Here is a 15,463-nt window from a genome sequence, read left to right on the forward strand (position 1 = left end):
CAAGCGGTGCTCGCGTGTAAAGTGGTTGACTGTGTCAGCCGTGAGATTGTGTTCAAAAGTCAGCTGCTCGCGCAGTGCCGCAGCCACCATGACGTACGTGCACGCTGATGCCTGTGTCGTCATCGGTCCGCTGTCGCGTCGCGCCGAGCCCGGTGCCCATGACCTGTGCGCCGACCATGCCGCGAAACTGACCCCGCCTGTGGGTTGGCAGCTCATCCGCATCGAGGGTGAACAATCCCCGCCCGAGCGCACCCATGACGATCTGTTGGCCATCGCCGACGCCGTCCGGGAAGCTGCGGGACGTCCCGGAGAGGGCGTCAGAGCGGGCGCGGCCGCATCGGCATCGTCGTCTGGGTCACCCTCGCCCTCCGAGGGCCGAAGCGACGGATCGATGCCGGGTCGCAAACACGGTCACCTGCGCATCATCGGCGATTCATGACCGAGTCCACGTCCGGCGCCGAACCCGGTCCCGAACTCGTCGCCGCCCGCACCGCCGCACTCGAACCCGCAGTCGGTGCCTATGATATCCGTGGCCGCATTCCCGACCAGCTCGATGCCGATGTGCTCTACGCCCTCGGCTGGGCCACCGCCACAGCTATGTCGGAACTCCATTCGAGCGCCGAGGTGGTCGTGGGACACGATATGCGACCCAGTTCACCCGGTTTCGCCCAGGCCTTCGCCGCCGGCATCGAGGCGGCCGGATATCGAGTGGTGCTGTTGGGGCTGTGCTCGACCGACCAGCTGTACTTCGCCTCCGGGATCTTCGAACTGCCGGGTGCGATGATCACCGCAAGTCACAACCCGGCCGACTACAACGGGATCAAGATCTGCGGGCCACGTGCCGCAGGAGTCAGCCTCGCCTCTGGGCTGGGACGGATCAAGGAATTGGCACCGCAGGCGCCGGCACATGTCGCCACCGGCACCTTCCACAGCTCCGCACCTGAGGTCGATGTCGACGGCGTTGCCGCCGCGGACATGCGCAGACGCTACGTCGAACGCATCCGGACGCTGACCCACGTCGACGAGGTCACAGGCCTGAAGGTCGTCGTCGACTGCGGCAACGGCATGGCGGGCAAACTCCTCGGAGAGGTCTTCGGCACCGAGTCCGGGTACTCGAGGGTGCCATTCGACGTCATCGGGCTGTTCACCGAACTCGACGGCACGTTCCCCAACCATGAGGCGAACCCGCTGAAGCCGGAGAACCTCCTCGACGTCTCCCGTGCAGTGCTCGACCAGGGGGCGGACTTGGGACTTGCCTTCGACGGGGATGCCGATCGCTGCTTCTTCATCGACGAAACCGGAGCGACCATGTCGCCCTCGGCCGTGGGCGCGCTCGTCGCCGAACGCGAGATCGTTCGCTCCAGGGCCGCAGGCGTCGCTGAACCGGTCGTCATCCACAATCTCATCACCTCCCGCAGCGTTCCGGCTACGATCGCAGCCGCCGGCGGGCGGGCCGTGCGCTCGAAGGTCGGGCATTCGGGCATCAAAACACTCATGCGCACCGAACATGCCGTCTTTGCCTGCGAACACTCCGCTCACTTCTACTTCGATGAGTTCTACGGCGCGGACTCCGGCATGCTCGCTGCCTGCCACCTGATCGCCGCCTTGGCGAAGACCGGAGCACCGGCGTCACGACTCCTCGCCGACTACGACCTCTACGTCCAGTCGGGAGAGATCAACTTCACCGTGGCCGATCCCGACTCGGTCCTGAGCTCCTTCTCGTCCGAGTCCGGTCAGTTCCCGACGAACACGGTCGACGATCTCGACGGCATCGGGCTGCAGGGAGACGACTGGTGGATCAACCTGCGCAAGTCGAACACGGAGCCCCTGGTGCGACTCAATGTCGAAGCCAGCGACCTGCAGAGCTTGCGCGAACTGACCGCACAGGCCAGTGAGTTCGTCGAGGCTCGCAGGCAATAGACTCGAGAAAGATGACAACAGTTTCCGTTCCCGATGGAGGTACCGTGCTCGATTCCACCGACTTCAAGGTTGCCGATCTGAGTCTGGCCGAGGCCGGCCGGCATCAGATCCGACTCGCCGAACGCGAGATGCCAGGACTCATGGCACTGCGCGAAGAGTTCGGCCAGAGCAAGCCGCTGACGGGAGCGCGCATCGCCGGCAGCCTGCACATGACGGTGCAGACTGCGGTCCTCATCGAAACCCTTGTCGCACTCGGGGCGCAGGTGCGGTGGGCCAGCTGCAATATATTCTCCACTCAGGACGAGGCAGCCGCCGCTGTCGTCGTCGGCACCGGCAGCGTCGACGCCCCAGCCGGTGTGCCGGTCTTCGCCTGGAAGGGTGAGACCCTCGAAGAGTACTGGTGGGCTGCGGACAAGATCTTCGACTTCGACGAGGGCGCGAACCTCATCCTCGATGACGGCGGTGACGCCACCATGTACGTCCTCAAAGGTGCCCAGGCCGAAGTCGACGGGGGAGTGCCCACCGCGGGCGAGGACGACCCGGAGGAGTTCAAGGTCCTACTGGCACAGGTGCGGAAGTCGCTCGAGGCCTCACCCGGTCGTTTCGGTCGTATGGCTGCCGGCATCAAGGGCGTCAGCGAGGAGACCACGACGGGAGTCAATCGCCTCTACCGACTGGCAGAGGAAGGGAACCTTCCATTCCCTGCCATCAACGTCAACGATTCGGTGACGAAGTCGAAGTTCGACAACCGCTACGGGATCCGCCATTCCCTGCCCGATGGCCTCAACCGCGCCACCGATGTCCTCATCGGCGGCAAGATCGCCGTCGTCGTCGGATATGGTGACGTCGGCAAGGGAGCCGCCGAGGCGCTGCGTGGTCAGGGTGCCAGGGTCATCGTCACGGAGATCGATCCGATCTGCGCCCTGCAGGCGACGATGGACGGCTACCAGGTCGACCATCTCGCCACTGTGGCACCGAGCGCTGACATCATCATCACGACCACCGGCAACACTCGTGTGGTCGGTGTCGAGGTGCTCCAGAGCCTCAAGCCCGGAGCGATCGTCGGCAACGTCGGACACTTCGACGATGAGATCGATCTGGCCGGATTGGCCAAGATCTCCGGAGTCTCCAAGGTCGAGATCAAGCCGCAGGTCCACGAATGGCGCGTTCCCGTGCCCACCGACTCGGGTCTGGACCGTGCGCAGACGGATTTCCTCGTCCTCTCCGAAGGACGCCTGCTCAACCTGGGCAACGCGACAGGTCACCCCTCGTTCGTGATGAGCGCCTCGTTCACCAATCAGGTTCTCGCCCAGATCGAACTCTGGGTCAGCCCCGAACGCTACGACAACGATGTGCACAGGCTGGCGAAGGAACTCGACGAGAAGGTTGCTCGCCTCCACCTGCCTGCTCTCGGAGCGAATCTGTCCGAACTGTCGAAGGAGCAGGCCGAATACATCGGAGTCGACGTCGCCGGACCCTACAAGCCCGAGCACTACCGGTACTGAGCCACTGATGAGGTGCCAGTCGAAGTGGTGCTGAGTCGAACCTGAGCCTGTGGAACCCTAGCGGTTCTGCAGGCTCAGGCCGTGTGGGAGGGTGTTGACTCCTGCGCGGAAGGCTTTGGACTGTTCGCTGCGGCGCTGCTGTTTCGCGAATTCTGCGGACCGTTGCCGGTGGATGACCGCCGACAGGAACTGTTCGGGCATCGTCCCCTCCGGCGGTGCCGGTGCGACATAGGGATTGAGTTCGGTGGCAAGCTCCTTCGCCCGCTCCCACCGCGATTCGCGGCCCAGGTTCTCCGCCGTCGACAGGAACTGCACCACCCGTCGGTGCAGTCCGGCAGGCAGTGTGGCGATGTCGGTCTCCGCCAGCCAATTCTGCAGGTGCGGTGAGACATGCGTGCGGACCGGTTGGGGTGGGGCGGTGCGTTCACTGACGGCCATCGTCCCCGCCATATAGTCGCCGAGGCGCTTGGACTGCGGCGAGACCAGCCCGGAGAGGGCAGCCAGGCCGCCACCGCTCGAGAGGATCTCGAAGGGCCAGAGAATGGCGCGGATGAAGGAATGCCTGGCTCGCACGGCTCCACCGTCATCGCGGACGACGCGCAGGCCGAGGGCGAGCTTGCCGATCGAGCGGCCGTGGGTGAGGACTTCGATGATCATCGGAAGGAGCACGAACACGGAGATGCTCATGATGGTCATGACCGATGTCAGCAGGAGTTCATTGACGTCGAGGACCTGAAGCAGGAACCAGAACATGGCGATGATGAGACCGATGTTGACGATCGAGTAGACGATGTAGTCGATGAGGCAGCTCAATGCGCGCGCCGCCAGGGCCGCGGGCTGGATGCTCAGCTCGACGGCTTCACCCGTCACCAAAGTACTCACGAATCCATCCTGTCATAATTCGCATCGCCACTTCATGGTGGATCGCCTGGGACACCGATTCTGGTCGGGAGGACTCTCCGATAGGGTTGAACCATGGACCCGAACCTGCTGGCCGAACTGCACGGCGACGAGTGGCGAGAACTGTCCATGCTGGCGAAGAAGAATACGCTGAGTCCGGCCCAGACCCGCAGATTCCTCGACCTCTATCGAGACGCCTCGAAGGATCTGTCGCGGATCATGACGGTGGCCCCTGACTCTTTGGAGGCTGCGCGGCTGTCGGCGATAGTCCACCGCTCACGCAACCATCTCTCGGCAGTTCCCGCCGGCGGGCTGAGCGGTCTCTCTCGCTTCTTCATCATCAGTCTGCCGCTTTCGATCTACCGGCTGAGGTGGGACTTCCTCATCGTCGCCGTGTGCTTCCTGGCGGTGGCGAGCTTGGCCGGGATCTGGGCTGGCATGCACCCGGAGGTCCTCGAGACCTTCGGCGACCACGCCTTCCGCAAACAGTTCGCCGAACATGATTTCGTCGATTACTACAAAGAGAACCCGAACGGCTTCTTCGCCGTAGGGGTGTGGACGAACAACGCGTGGATCGCCGTGCAGTTCGTGCTCTTGGGCATCACCGGAGTCTTCGTCGTCTCTGGGCTGTTCTCCAACGCAGTCAACGTCGGCTTCTCCGGTGCGATGATGTTCGAGTTCGACCGCGGTTCCGACTTCTTCCTGTACATCCTCCCGCACGGAATCCCCGAGATCAGCTGCATCATCCTTGCCGCTGCGGCAGGACTGAGACTGTTCTTCGCCTGGGTAGTGCCGGGGCCTCAGCTGCGGCGGAATAAGCTCGCCTCGGAGGCCAGGTCGCTGCTGACCGTCGCCGGTGGTCTGGTCATCATGCTGTTCATCTCGGGACTCATCGAAGGGTTCATCACCCCGAACCCGATTCCACCGGCGCTGAAGATCGCCATAGGCGTGGCCTACACCGCGCTGGTCATCGCCTACGCCTGGTACTTCGGCAAGCGTGCCGCCACGGCCGGGCTCAGTGCCGACCTCGACGAGCATCAGGCGGGCTACTCAATCCGCGCCACCGACCGGTAGCGATCCTCATCACCGGCTGGTCGGGGCTTCACCGGTCTGTGAAGCGCCTACAGCTTCCCGGTGGCCTTGAGATTGATGTAGAGGTCAGCCAGCGCACCGGGCAGGTCATCGGGACCGGCTTCGACGGACTGGACACCGGCTCCGCGCAGACGAGCCTGCAGTGACTTCGACGTCAGCAGCGCCGATTCCGCAGCGGCGGCTGTGAATATCTCATCGATACTCTCACGCTTGGCCGCCAGCTCACCCAAGGCTGGATCCTCCACCGAGGCCAGCACGATCCGGTGACGGGCCAACAACGTCGGCAGAACGGGCAGGATCTCATCGGCGACGCTGCCCTCATCCAAAGCGGTGACGAGGACGACGAGGGCATGCTGGCGTGAGGTGGCCAGAACCGTCGTCGAGATCTGCTCCCAGTCGGCATCGTAGAGTTCCGGATGGACCGTGGTCAGCGCCACCGACAGGTCATGGACCGGGTCCTTCGACCGATGGCTCGAAGCGATTGCGCGGATGCGTGCATCGGCGACGACGACATCGACGCGGTCACCTGCTCCCGAGGCCAGAGCTGTCAGCAGCAGAGCAGACTCCAGGGCGGCATCGAAGATCGTGCCATCTCCGCACCGTCGCGCAGCCAGCCGAGAGGAATCGACGACGATGACGACCCTGCGGTCACGCTCGGGTCGCCAGGTCTTGACGACCAGGTCCTGGGAGCGGGCACTGGCGCGCCAATCGATTGAGCGCACATCATCACCGTCGACGTAGTCGCGCAGCGAATCGAACTCCGTGCCCATGCCGCGGATCATCACGGCAGAACGCCCGTCGAGTTCACGCAGCTTCTGCGTCTTCGAGGGCAGTTCACGGCGAGAGATGAACGGAGGCAGGACCCGCACGATCGCCGGCACATCGAAGCTCTTCTGCCGGGCGATGAAACCGAGGACGCTGCGAGAGCGGATGGTGACCTTGTCTGCGTGCAGTGCGCCGCGACGCACGGGCAGAAGCTGTGTCACCACCTGTGAGTTCTCGCCTGGAGGTAAGTCGAATGCTGAGCGGGTGCTCGTCGCCCCGGCACTCGGTGACCACGCATCACGGACCGCGATGCGCAGGCGTCTGGGGGAGTCGTTGACCAAGGTGAGGGTGCAGTGGGTGGGGTCACCCAGCCGGACCATGGGTCCGGGGGTGCGCTGGAGGGAGACCAGCCTCGGCGGGGGAACGAGGAAGAAGTCGAGCAGCGCGACGATGACGATGATGCCGAATACGATCAATGCACTCGTCCACCCCGGCACGAGCATGACGGGGACGAGCCCGAACAGGGCCAGCAGGAGCAGTCGTGTGGTCATTCAGCGGGGGACTTCGGTGGTCGCGATGATCGAGTTGAGGACCTGATCGACGTTGAGTCCGTCCATCTGCGCCTCGGGACGCAGGATCACACGGTGACCCAGGGTCATGTGCGCCAGGGCCTTGACGTCATCGGGGGTGACGTAGCCGCGGCCCGACAGCCAGGCATAGGCGCGTGCGGCACCGAGCATCCGCGTGGCACCGCGGGGAGAGACACCCAGGGCCAGTGATGGTGCCTGTCGAGTCGCTCGGGCCAGATCGACGATATAGGTGATGACCTGCGGAGCGATGTAGATCTCGGCGATTCGCTCCCGAGCCTGGGCGATCATGGCCGAATCGACGACGGGAGTCAGTCCCGCCTCGGCGAGGTGGGAGGCGTCGAAGCCGCGCGCGTGACGGTCGAGGATCTCGAATTCCAAGTCACGTTCGGGCAGTCCGAGTACGAGTTTGAACAGGAACCGGTCGAGCTGCGCTTCGGGCAGGGGATAGGTGCCCTCGTATTCCAGCGGGTTCTGGGTTGCTGCGACCATGAAGGGTTCGGGCAGTGCACGGGACCCGCCGCCGACCGAGACCTGGTGTTCCTCCATGGCCTCGAGCAGAGCCGACTGCGTCTTGGGTGGCGTGCGGTTGATCTCATCGGCGATGAGGATGTTCGTGAACACCGGGCCGGGCCGGAATTCGAAGTTCGACACGGATGCGTCGTAGACAAGAGAACCGGTGACATCGCTGGGCATGAGGTCGGGCGTGAACTGGATGCGGGTGTTGTCGAGGCTGACCGAGGTGGCGAAGCTGCGCACCAGCAATGTCTTGGCGACACCGGGCACACCTTCGAGCAGCACGTGGCCCTGGCACAGCAGGGCGATGAGCATACCGGTGACCGCTTCGTCCTGGCCTACGACGGCCTTGGCGATCTGCGTGCGCACATCGATGAACGAGTCTCGCAGGGGATCGCGCTCCTGAGTCGGCTGGGTCTGCTGCGGCTGTGAGGCTTGCTGCTGCTGAGCCTGCGCCGCTGGCTGGGGCTGCGCTGGCTGTGCCGGGTTCTGCTGCTGGGCGGAGTTCTCGCCTGGAGCCTGTGTCATGAGATCTCGCTTTCGATGAGAGTGAGCAGATGGATGATGTTCGCCAGATCTGAGTCGGTGCGGGGCACCGCGGAGGAGAAGACCGATTCGACCTGGGCCGGGTCGCGGCCGGTCGCGTTCACGATGCCGACGATGATGTCGTGGCGGCCGGCCTCAGGACCCAGCGCCAACCGTTTCGCGATGCGCAGCAGGGCACCCATGCGCAGAGTGTGCAGAGCCCCGGTCCGGTCATGGCTGCGAGCAGCCAGAGCAGCCCGCCCGTGCACCGTCTCCACTGCGGGAACGATGACCGGGAGCCGTTCGACGGCCAGAGGGCCGAACCTGCGGCCGAGGATGAGCAGCAGGATCAGCACACATGGAGCCAGCCACAGGGCCCCGGCGATGAACCAGCTGGGCACATAGTCCAGTGTCGACGGAGCCGACTCGAACTCACCGGAATCGGTGGGGTAGTAGACGACAAGACGGTCGGTCTGTGACAGCTGGGAGAGCACCAGCGAGGCATGACCCTCCTCATCGATGCCGGCATTGGTCACCCAGTCGGAATTGCCGAGGACGGTGACGGGGAAATCGCCCTTGCCTTCGCCGCCCTCATCGACGATGAGCTGCCCGTGTGCCGACCCGGGGGTGACCTCACCGCCGTCGATCTGAGTGACGCCGGGGCCGGCGAACGGATAGCAGGTGCTCAGCCCCTGAATACCCTTCCGGGCTTCGGCATACTGCTCATCACCGGTCTCCACGGCACCGGCAGCCTGAGCGGCCGGGACCTCACAGTCAGGCTGTGAGGTCTCATCTGGTGTCGCCAGGGGGCTGAGGCTGTCATCGACCGTGATGCGGTCGGTGAAGTCCTGAACCGAGTAGCCGGGATCGATGAGGGTCAGCCGGTTGTCATTGGCGGCGAGTTGGGACCGGAAGCCGTCGATGTCGCCCTGGGAAAGCAGATCGGCCTTCGTCGGAATCAGGAGCGTCGTGCCGGGCTGGCCTGAGGCTTCATGGGCCGTGTCGAAATCCTCGGTGGTGGTGACATCGACCCCATGGTCGCGCAGCGTCTCGACCATGGCCTTCGTGCCCTCTCGAGCCGTGGAGTCATAGTGCAGCGGTGCCTCGGAGCCACGATCGGACGTCATCAGCATCGTCGCGATCACGGTGATGAGGATGGCGACGGCCGCGACGATCCACACTCCAGCCGATCTCAGCCGAGCCGTCAGCGGCACCGCCGCACTCGACCGTGTGCCTCTGGTGGCGACGTCGATGAGGGCACTCATGATGTCACCGCCGATCGCTGTCGGGGACTCAAGGCGCTCAGGTCCTCATCGAGTGCAAGGAACTCGCTGTAGGTCGCATGCAGAGAAGCGGCTGAGGTCCGGGCCGAGTCCTCGCCGAAGAGGAGGTCGTTGAAGACCTCGGCAACCCGGGCCAGCTCAAGTCGGTGCTCGGGCAGTTCGCCTCCGGCCGTACGGCTGAGCTCGCTGGCCGTCGACGCCGAATCGAGCGTGACGATGTGCTTCTGCGAGAGCACGGCGAAGATGGCACGTGCGGAGTCGATGACTGCGGGCCTCATATCGCCGCGCTGCGCGGCGGCACGCGCGCTGTCCCTCCAGGGACCGGGCTCAGGTGAGGCGACGACGGGGTCGAACGCCGACAATGGGAGAGTCGTCTTCCGCAGCCCGACCCGACGCACCCGCCAGATGATGAGACCGACGATGGCCGCCAGAGCCACGACGACGATGAGGATCAGCCAGGGAGAGTTACCCTGCAGCGCTCCGGAGACGATCGAGTTCCAGATGTTGTTCAGCCATTGACCGAGCTGTTCCAGAGGGGTGAGGTCGGTGTCGGAGTACTCCGACTTCGACAGTTCGTGTTCGACCCACTCGCGGCCGGTGTCACGGTCGATGACCGAATTGCTCTGCAGGCTCATTCTGTGCCCTCCTCACGACGGATGAGGACCAGGTCGAAGCCTTCGGACCGCATGCGCTGGTCGAAGTAGCAGACGCAGACCAGGCACGAGAAGTAGGCGAAGAGAATTGCCGAGGACACGGTCGTCAAGAGCAGAAGAATCGCTCCCGCGATGGCGAGGATGATCGTCATCGACATGGAGGCGGCAGCAGCGGTGCCGATGGCGATCGTGGCGATCACGGTGACGACAGTGACGAGGGGCGTGATGACGAGCTGAACCAGTTGGTTGGACAGGAAGTAGCCGAGACCCAGCTGTCCGAAGGTGCGCCAGAAGCCTGTGCCGGTCAGGCTCCAGGAGCGTCTCAGCCCGGCACGCACACCCAACCTTTCGACGGAGATCGCGGAGCCGGTGAAGGCGAATCGCAGATTGAGCCAGACCAGGGCGCAGAGCCAGAGTCCCAAGGCGATGAAAGCGGTGACGATTGCGAGGACCGTGTTGTCGACCATCGCGAACAGAAGAGATGGCAGCCCGAGCAGTATGAGCAGACCCAGATTGATCGCGCCCAGGAGCGCTGCGGCGAGAAGCAGTGACCACCGGCGCCCGCGCAGAGACATCCACGACTGCGTCAGCGTGGTCTTGCGTGCCCCGAACGAGCTCTCGGCACCAGCTGCGGCCAGTCCGGCAAGGAAATGAGCGACGCCGAGGCTGAGCAGGCTGATCGCGAACGATCCCATCTGCGCGAGCAGGAAGAACCCGGACATCGCATCGTCATTGCTGACGAGGTCGTTGAGGACGGGCAGGAACTCAAGGACGACGAAGGTTCCGACGGCAGTGAGGATGAGAGTCCAGAGTGTGAACACGATGAGGGCCGCACCGATGGTGAGGCCGGGGACGAAGCGCAGAAGCCGGAAACCGGAATCGAGCACCTCGAAGAACGTCAGCGGTCGTTTGGCCAGGACTCCACGCGGGGAAGGCGGGTGCCATTCGTGATGCGTCGGGCCCTGACCTCGTCGTTGCCACTGACCGGTCTGCCAATCGACCTCTGAGGTCCACGCATTCGATCGTCCCATCACCAAGCAATCCTGCCATGTTTCGCAGTCCGCCGCCGAGTCGAATCGCCCCCTGAAGTCGAGTTCACAACGTCTGCGTTCACGGGTGGGGGTGTCGAGGTCGAAAGATTGGACGCTCATAAGCGACAATGGACAGATGAACGCTCGTATCCTCGTAGTTGATGATGACACGGCTTTGGCCGAAATGATCGGAATTGTGCTCAAAAGTGAAGGCTTCGAGCCCTTTTTCTGCGCTACCGGCGATCAGGCCTTCGGAGAATTCGAGAAGGTGAATCCGGACCTCGTCCTCCTCGACCTCATGCTGCCCGGAAAGGACGGACTCGAGGTCTGCCGAGAGATCCGCGAGATCTCCTCGGTGCCGATCATCATGCTCACGGCGAAATCGGACACCGTGGACGTCGTCCTCGGCCTGGAATCCGGTGCCGACGACTACGTTCCCAAACCCTTCAAACCCAAGGAGCTCATTGCCAGGGTGCGAGCCCGCCTGAGGATCTCCGAACCGCAGGCGCCGGAGCTGCTCACCGTCGGCGATGTCGTCGTCGACGTTGCCGGTCATACCGTGACCAAGGGCGGTTCCCCGATCTCACTGACTCCGCTCGAGTTCGATCTGCTGGTGGCCCTGGCCCGCAAGCCATGGCAGGTCTTCTCCCGTGAGACCCTGCTCGAGGAAGTGTGGGGCTACCGGCACGCTGCGGACACGCGCCTCGTGAACGTGCACGTGCAGCGTCTGCGCTCGAAGATCGAACGCGACCCGGAGAAGCCAGACATCATCGTCACCGTTCGCGGCGTCGGATATAAGGCAGGCAGAGCGGCGTGAGTCGCTCCTCGGCTGTGGGTGGAGCAATCCGCACCGCAGCCTCGGCGATCCGGACGTTCTGGAAGTTCCTCCTCCGTTCGTTCAGTCATTCCCTGCAGCTGCGGATCGTCGTCCTCACCATCGTCCTCACCTCCGTGGCCATCTTCGGAGTGGGGACGTACATGTCACAGCAGATTTCGCGTGGCCTCTTCGACACTCGGCTCCAGTCCCTGTCGTCCCAGGCCGGGACCATCGTCTCCGAGCTGCGCAGCCTCGCCCCCGTCGACGGACAGGCCGTAACACAGGAGAATCTGAGCTCTCAGCTGTCGTCGATCTACAACCGGTCGACCGGATCCGTGTATTCGCTGACTTTGGAGCCCAGCGATCCGAACTCCTCGTTCTCCACGATCAGTGCCGGGTCGACAGATTCCGACGGTGCGGCAACCGAAGTTCCCATCACCGATGAGCTCCAGGACGCCATCGGCAAGGCCCCGACCGACGACATGCTCTACCAGTCGGTGGCGCTTCCCGACGGGTCAGGACCCGGGCTCCTGATCTCCCAGGAGCTCCAGATCCCCGGTGCCGGTCAATTCCAGCTCTACTATCTGGGCGACCTGTCCGAGCAGCAGGACACCCTCGACTTCGTCCAGAGGTCGATGCTCGTCGCTGCCCTCGTTCTCGTCGTCCTCGTGGGTGCTGTGGCGTGGATCGTCACCCGACTCGTCGTCACGCCGGTGCGCACCGGCGCCGAGGTGGCACGTCTGATCGCCGATGGTGACCTTGACGAACGCATGCCCGTCCACGGCAATGACGAAATCGCGGTGCTGGGGGAGTCCTTCAATGACATGGCAGACACCCTTCAGCACCAGATCCAGCAGATGGAGCGACTGTCGGTGCTGCAGCGACAGTTCGTCTCTGACGTCTCCCACGAGCTGCGCACACCCCTGACCACCATTCGGGCTGCGGCGGACCTCATCTACGATTCCCGTGATGACCTCGATCCCGTCACTGCCCGCAGCGCTGAGCTGCTGAATTCGCAGGCCGAGAGATTCGACAATCTCCTCTCGGACCTGCTTGAGATCTCCCGTTATGATGCCGGTGCCGCTGCCTTGGTGGCCAAGCCGGTCGACATCGGAGCCATCGTCACCTCGATCATCGAGACAGTGTCGATGGTGGCCGATCAGATGCACACGAACATCGTCGTCCATGCCCCGTCATCGCCGGTGATGGCCGAAGTCGACCGGGTCCGCATCACCCGGATCGTGCGCAACCTCATCGTCAACGCGATCGAGCACGGGGAGTCGAACCCGATCGACATCTATGTCGCCTCCAACGCCGAGGCGGTGGCCGTGAGTGTCCGCGACCACGGAGTGGGAATGAACGACGAACAGGTCGAGCACGTCTTCGACCGCTTCTGGCGTGCGGATCCCGCCCGCAAACGCACCTTGGGCGGATCTGGTCTGGGACTGGCGATCTCGCTCGAGGACGCCCACCTGCACAATGGTTGGCTGCAGGTCTGGGGCAAACCTGAAGAAGGCTCATGCTTCCGCCTGACGATCCCGCGCCGTCCCGACCAGGAGATCACCTCCTCGCCTCTGCCTCTGCCGCCTCGGGATGCCCAGATCCAGGGTGCAGCCCTTGTGGCCGGCCCGCTGTCCTCGGACGGTTCCGTGCGGATCCAGACCGGATCCATTCCCATCGTGGTCGAGACCGGTCAGACTCCTCCCACCCACGAAGGGTATGTTGATGTGCCCGAGGTTGTCCGCGGTCACGCTGCCATCATCGATGACGACGCTGAGGATTCGGGCGCCGAGGACAGTTCCAAGAATTCCGAACCCGCAGACGACGAACTCGACCACGCAGACGCAGGCACTGCTGCCGACGATGCCACCGATACCGACGATGCCACCGAGCACCCTGGCGACGCAGACACCGATGCTGACGAAGTTACCGAGCACGGCAGCGACACAGGCGCCGATACCGACACAGGCGCCGATTCTGACACAGACACCGATACTGACACAGACACCGCGCACCCAGTCGGCGGCAACGCTGACTTTGAGATCGACATGGACACCGTTTGGCCCCCGGATACAGCACCTAAAGGAGGATCGCAGTCATGACGACATCCCGAGGTAAAAAGGGTCTGCAGATGCTCATCCTCGCTGTGTTGGCCAGCCTGGCGCTGGGGGCCTGCTCCTCGATTCCGAGCAGTTCGCCCGTGGGACACATCGAGGCAGGATCCGGTGACCCGGGTGCCAGCAGCGCTCGGATCCCAGACGGACCCGAACCCGGCGACAGCGTCGGTGAGATCGTCCGCGGCTTTCTCTCTGCCGGCGCGGGAACCGGAAACAACTTCTCCGTCGCCAAGTCCTTCCTCACCGAGGCCGAGGCACAGGAGTGGAACCCACAGGAATCGGTGTCGCTGCTGCCCAATGAAACCGATCTGGATTCGATCAACGCCGAAGTCACCTCCGACCAGAAGACGCTGACGCTATCTGTGCCGGTCGTCGGACTCGTGAACTCGTCGGGAATCTTCAATTCCACCAAACCGGGTACCCAGTCGAATCTGGAGTTCTCCCTGCGGCAGGAGAACGGTGAATGGCGCATCGCCTCGGCGCCCGACGGTCTGCTGGTCTCCCAGACAGAGTTCCAGACGATCTTCCTCAACTACTCTCTGCAGTTCTTCACCTCCGACTACTCCTACCTGGTTCCCGACTCCCGCTGGTTCCTTCGCTCCTCGTCGACGCCGACAGCTCTCATCAACGAACTTCTCAGCGGCCCGGCCTCCTATCTCTCGGGCGCGGTCGTGACGTCAATACCAGACGGAGCGAAACTCAGCGATACGAACGTGGTGACCATCGAAAACGGCGTCGCGCACATCGCCCTGAGCAACCAGGGGGACGCGCCGACGGACAAGGAGAAGGGAATGATCCGACAGCAGATCGCATCGACGCTCAAGGTCATCCCCTCAATTTCGAGCATCGAACTGACCATCGGCGGACAGGTCGTGTCGGAGAGCCTGCAGCCGAAGACCGACTCCTCGGTCCAGGTCGACGGGCCCCCGGTGGTGCTGGCCAAAAACCGGCTCTCACGCATCTCGGGCACGACCGTGGCGAAGGTCGAGAACAGTCCGGACCTGTCAAAGGCCAAGGCCAGCGACCCAGCGGTCTCGTTCGACGATTCGCTCTACGTCTACCTGCAGAACTCCGGGAAGGAGCTGATGCGCCTCAAGGCCGACACCGTTGATGCGACTCCGATCCTCAAAGGTAAGAGGCTCGTACGCCCGAGCATCGATCGGTTCAACACGGTCTGGACCGGGGAACGCGACAACAAGGGCAAGCTCACAGCCATCGGCGAAGACAGCACGGAGTACACGATCGCCACGGACATCCTGTCCGGTCGAGACCTCATCGATCTGGAAGTCTCCCGCGATGGTACTCGGATTGCGCTGCTGAGCAGGCACAAGGGAGAGCCCTCACGCATAGACGTCGTCGGCATTCCGCGTGACAAGGCGGGAAATCCGTCCAGTGCCGTGTCTGACTCTCCGATCGAGGTCGGGTCGAACTTCGACGAGATCAAGGACATCTCCTGGGCCGGATCGACCTCGCTGGTCGCGTTGGCTGCAGCGGAGGGCGAACGAGTCCAGCCGTTCCGCATCGGCGTCACCGGGCCTCCTGCACAGCTGGGAGAGGTCCCCGACGGCAGTCGGATCGCCTCCGGTGAGGATGGTCGTTCGATCCTCGTGACGAGCTCATCGGGAGAGATCTACTCCTACAATTCCAATGCCTGGCAGAAGCTCATCGACATCTCGGCGAAATACCCCTCTTACCCGGGCTGAGGCTTCGGAGAGTCGGAGACAGCGGAGCCGCCTGCAGACGCGGCATAGT

The 15,463-nt window shown here is 63.7% G+C and carries 13 protein-coding genes; 7 read left to right on the forward strand and 6 right to left on the reverse strand.

Going from position 1 to position 15,463, the window contains the following annotated elements; all coding sequences use genetic code 11:
• Positions 1 to 40: 40 nt before the first annotated feature.
• Genes FO013_RS03785 through ahcY form a run of 3 tightly spaced genes read left to right on the forward strand, consistent with a single transcriptional unit; the run spans position 41 to position 3,425 of the window.
• The gene (locus tag FO013_RS03785; RefSeq protein ID WP_395949323.1) at positions 41 to 439 is read left to right on the forward strand and encodes a DUF3499 domain-containing protein; all 399 of its coding nucleotides are present in this window, start codon (positions 41 to 43) and stop codon (positions 437 to 439) included.
• On the forward strand, positions 436 to 1,920 hold the full coding sequence (locus tag FO013_RS03790) for a phosphohexomutase domain-containing protein (RefSeq protein WP_143921229.1): 1,485 nt from the start codon (positions 436 to 438) through the stop codon (positions 1,918 to 1,920). The genes FO013_RS03785 and FO013_RS03790 overlap by 4 nt, the downstream gene beginning before the upstream one ends.
• Before the next feature lie 11 nt (positions 1,921 to 1,931).
• Positions 1,932 to 3,425: an adenosylhomocysteinase gene (ahcY, locus tag FO013_RS03795; protein WP_143921230.1), complete on the forward strand. Its 1,494-nt coding sequence runs from the start codon at positions 1,932 to 1,934 to the stop codon at positions 3,423 to 3,425.
• A 57-nt stretch (positions 3,426 to 3,482) separates the two neighbouring features.
• Here ahcY and FO013_RS03800 read toward each other — a convergent pair whose 3' ends face one another.
• Positions 3,483 to 4,307, reverse strand: a complete 825-nt coding sequence (locus FO013_RS03800; RefSeq protein WP_260847981.1) for an RDD family protein — start codon at positions 4,305 to 4,307, stop codon at positions 3,483 to 3,485.
• 93 nt (positions 4,308 to 4,400) lie between these two features.
• Between FO013_RS03800 and FO013_RS03805 the strand changes: the two genes are divergently transcribed.
• Positions 4,401 to 5,399: a stage II sporulation protein M gene (locus FO013_RS03805; protein WP_143921231.1), complete on the forward strand. Its 999-nt coding sequence runs from the start codon at positions 4,401 to 4,403 to the stop codon at positions 5,397 to 5,399.
• A gap of 47 nt (positions 5,400 to 5,446) precedes the next feature.
• Here the strand turns inward: FO013_RS03805 and FO013_RS03810 are convergent, their stop codons facing one another.
• The 5 genes from FO013_RS03810 to FO013_RS03830 are packed head-to-tail and all read right to left on the reverse strand — an operon-like array spanning position 5,447 to position 10,777.
• A complete protein-coding gene (locus FO013_RS03810) occupies positions 5,447 to 6,733 on the reverse strand; it encodes a DUF58 domain-containing protein (RefSeq protein WP_143921232.1) in 1,287 nt (428 codons plus the stop codon).
• Positions 6,734 to 7,813 carry an AAA family ATPase gene (locus FO013_RS03815; RefSeq protein WP_143921233.1) on the reverse strand — a complete coding sequence of 360 codons (1,080 nt, stop codon included), beginning with the start codon at positions 7,811 to 7,813 and terminating at the stop codon, positions 6,734 to 6,736. It lies immediately after the preceding gene.
• Positions 7,810 to 9,075, reverse strand: a complete 1,266-nt coding sequence (locus FO013_RS03820) for a DUF4350 domain-containing protein (RefSeq protein WP_143921234.1) — start codon at positions 9,073 to 9,075, stop codon at positions 7,810 to 7,812. The genes FO013_RS03815 and FO013_RS03820 overlap by 4 nt, the downstream gene beginning before the upstream one ends.
• The gene (locus FO013_RS03825; RefSeq protein WP_143921235.1) at positions 9,072 to 9,728 is read right to left on the reverse strand and encodes a hypothetical protein; all 657 of its coding nucleotides are present in this window, start codon (positions 9,726 to 9,728) and stop codon (positions 9,072 to 9,074) included. Before FO013_RS03825 ends, FO013_RS03820 begins: the two co-directional genes overlap by 4 nt.
• Positions 9,725 to 10,777: a hypothetical protein gene (locus FO013_RS03830; RefSeq protein WP_143921236.1), complete on the reverse strand. Its 1,053-nt coding sequence runs from the start codon at positions 10,775 to 10,777 to the stop codon at positions 9,725 to 9,727. The genes FO013_RS03825 and FO013_RS03830 overlap by 4 nt, the downstream gene beginning before the upstream one ends.
• 136 nt (positions 10,778 to 10,913) lie before the next feature.
• Here FO013_RS03830 and mtrA point away from each other — a divergent pair, with 136 nt between their 5' ends.
• From mtrA to FO013_RS03845, 3 genes are read left to right on the forward strand one after another with little or no spacing between them, the layout of a single operon-like run.
• Positions 10,914 to 11,594: an MtrAB system response regulator MtrA gene (mtrA, locus tag FO013_RS03835; protein ID WP_143921237.1), complete on the forward strand. Its 681-nt coding sequence runs from the start codon at positions 10,914 to 10,916 to the stop codon at positions 11,592 to 11,594.
• Complete coding sequence (gene mtrB / locus FO013_RS03840) at positions 11,591 to 13,696, forward strand: MtrAB system histidine kinase MtrB (RefSeq protein WP_143921238.1); 2,106 nt, start codon at positions 11,591 to 11,593, stop codon at positions 13,694 to 13,696. The genes mtrA and mtrB overlap by 4 nt, the downstream gene beginning before the upstream one ends.
• Positions 13,693 to 15,414: an LpqB family beta-propeller domain-containing protein gene (locus FO013_RS03845; RefSeq protein WP_143921239.1), complete on the forward strand. Its 1,722-nt coding sequence runs from the start codon at positions 13,693 to 13,695 to the stop codon at positions 15,412 to 15,414. Before mtrB ends, FO013_RS03845 begins: the two co-directional genes overlap by 4 nt.
• The last annotated feature ends 49 nt before the right edge of the window (positions 15,415 to 15,463 follow it).

The sequence above is a fragment of the Brevibacterium aurantiacum genome (assembly GCF_007558825.1).
Lineage (GTDB): Bacteria > Actinomycetota > Actinomycetes > Actinomycetales > Brevibacteriaceae > Brevibacterium > Brevibacterium aurantiacum_A.

Coding starts and splice junctions, on each gene's coding strand:
- ahcY (WP_143921230.1), top strand. CDS start 1,932: ATGACAACAGTTTCCGTTCCCGATGGAGGTACCGTGCTCGATTCCACC.
- FO013_RS03805 (WP_143921231.1), top strand. CDS start 4,401: ATGGACCCGAACCTGCTGGCCGAACTGCACGGCGACGAGTGGCGAGAA.
- mtrA (WP_143921237.1), top strand. CDS start 10,914: ATGAACGCTCGTATCCTCGTAGTTGATGATGACACGGCTTTGGCCGAA.
- FO013_RS03790 (WP_143921229.1), top strand. CDS start 436: ATGACCGAGTCCACGTCCGGCGCCGAACCCGGTCCCGAACTCGTCGCC.
- FO013_RS03820 (WP_143921234.1), bottom strand. CDS start 9,075: ATGAGTGCCCTCATCGACGTCGCCACCAGAGGCACACGGTCGAGTGCG.
- FO013_RS03825 (WP_143921235.1), bottom strand. CDS start 9,728: ATGAGCCTGCAGAGCAATTCGGTCATCGACCGTGACACCGGCCGCGAG.
- FO013_RS03845 (WP_143921239.1), top strand. CDS start 13,693: ATGACGACATCCCGAGGTAAAAAGGGTCTGCAGATGCTCATCCTCGCT.
- FO013_RS03830 (WP_143921236.1), bottom strand. CDS start 10,777: ATGGGACGATCGAATGCGTGGACCTCAGAGGTCGATTGGCAGACCGGT.
- FO013_RS03810 (WP_143921232.1), bottom strand. CDS start 6,733: ATGACCACACGACTGCTCCTGCTGGCCCTGTTCGGGCTCGTCCCCGTC.
- FO013_RS03815 (WP_143921233.1), bottom strand. CDS start 7,813: ATGACACAGGCTCCAGGCGAGAACTCCGCCCAGCAGCAGAACCCGGCA.